This window comes from Kitasatospora sp. NPDC007106, from assembly GCF_040634455.1.
GTDB lineage: Bacteria > Actinomycetota > Actinomycetes > Streptomycetales > Streptomycetaceae > Kitasatospora > Kitasatospora arboriphila.
In genome coordinates this window covers 1-1,430 of the sequence record NZ_JBEYFP010001212.1, presented here as the reverse complement: position 1 = coordinate 1,430, position 1,430 = coordinate 1, and the positions used below count along the sequence as shown (strand labels likewise).

Below are 1,430 nucleotides of genomic sequence, written 5' to 3'. Positions count from 1 at the left end.
CCAGCGGGCAGGTGCGCGGACCGCGCCCGGACATGCGCCGCAGCTCGGGCCCCGGGAAACCCTGCGGCACGGCGGCCTCGCAGTCGACGACCGGAGCCGTCCCGGCGCTGATGGACCTTCGGTGCAGGCATCGGGATGCGGGCGAACTGCGCCGGTCCTCCTGGTCGCCTGGTCGCGGCCCTTCCGGCTACTCGCGCGACCACTCGGTCTCGGCCTGGGGTTCACCGACCGAGTGGCGCCCCTCCCATACCTGGACCGTGATCGCCCGGGGGCCGGGAGCGGGGCTGGAGAGCGTGCGGACGAACACGTCCCGCAGGTGGTTCGCCGCCTGCTGGGGCGGCCCGTCGTATTCCAGGGGGTTCGGCATGGGAGCGCCGTCCTGCTGGACCCAGCGGCCGTCGTCGTCCTGCGTCCGGAGAATCCACCGGTAGTACCTCATCCTGGCCTCCCGCGACGACGGGCCGTGTCAGAACACGACCGTAGGTGCCCGACAGGCCGCCGGCGACCGCAAGGCTCCACCAGTGCCGCAGGCGCAGCCGGTGGTCGCACCCGGGCACCTCGCCGACACACCGGGCAGGTGGCGGCGGCACACGCCGAAAGGGGAACGGGAAACGCCCACGGGCATCGGAGGCCACTGATGTTCGAAGCGGGTGACATCCGGGAACGGCGCGGCCACGCCGTGGTGGATGCCGACCGCCACAAGATCGGCGCGCTGGAGTCCTTCCACGGCTACCCCGTGACCGGCCAGCCCTCGTTCGCCACCGCCACGCGCGGGCTGCCCACGCACCACGCGGGCCGGGCCAGGCCGTAGACAGGTCCTGACCCCGATCCCCGGCTCGGCACTCTGCTGGTCTGCGACCGCGTCCATCCCGTGGTCCACCGCCCCGCACGTAGGCGGCCACCCCGCGTGAGGCAGGTCGACGAGGTACTCGCGCGACCAGGCTCGCCACGACAGGCCGCCTACCCCGAGCGCAGGCCGTCCCACTCGCACGCGTCCGGTCGGACAGGCCCCGGCCGGTGCCGCCGTGCCGGCCGAGCAGTCGCACCTGGAGGGCGGCGCCGACCGCGGCCGGCTCTTCCGCTCGCCGGACCCGCCGCATCCGAGGAGGCCGCGCACCGCGTGCGGCGGTTGCCGGTCGGGCGCTCCCGCAGAGGAGCCCTCACCCGGCCCGGACAACGCGGACGGCTGGGAGAACCACGACGACGAGCCGGGCTGCGCCGCGCGCTTGAGGACCCGGTCGGCACCGTGCGGGCGCAGACGGCGGTACTGGGCGCGGCGAGCGAACGCCTGGCTGCGAAGGTAGCAGGCCCGCAGTGCGCCGGTGCGGCGGTGCACCGGTCAGATGTCGCCGCTGGTCGGCCGGTGCCCTGCGGCCTTACCCACCGCCACCGCACCGGCCCGGTCGAGGGCCGCCTTCACCAGCCCGAAC

At 75.0% G+C, this 1,430-nt stretch carries 2 protein-coding genes; one reads left to right on the top strand and one right to left on the bottom strand.

All coding sequences use genetic code 11. From position 1 onward, the window contains the following. Positions 1–187 precede the first annotated feature (187 nt). Positions 188–439, bottom strand: a complete 252-nt coding sequence (locus tag ABZ641_RS37245) for a hypothetical protein (protein WP_344625311.1) — start codon at positions 437–439, stop codon at positions 188–190. A 198-nt stretch (positions 440–637) separates the two neighbouring features. Between ABZ641_RS37245 and ABZ641_RS37240 the strand changes: the two genes are divergently transcribed. Beyond that, complete coding sequence (locus ABZ641_RS37240) at positions 638–811, top strand: hypothetical protein (RefSeq protein WP_344625310.1); 174 nt, start codon at positions 638–640, stop codon at positions 809–811. Positions 812–1,430 lie beyond the last annotated feature (619 nt).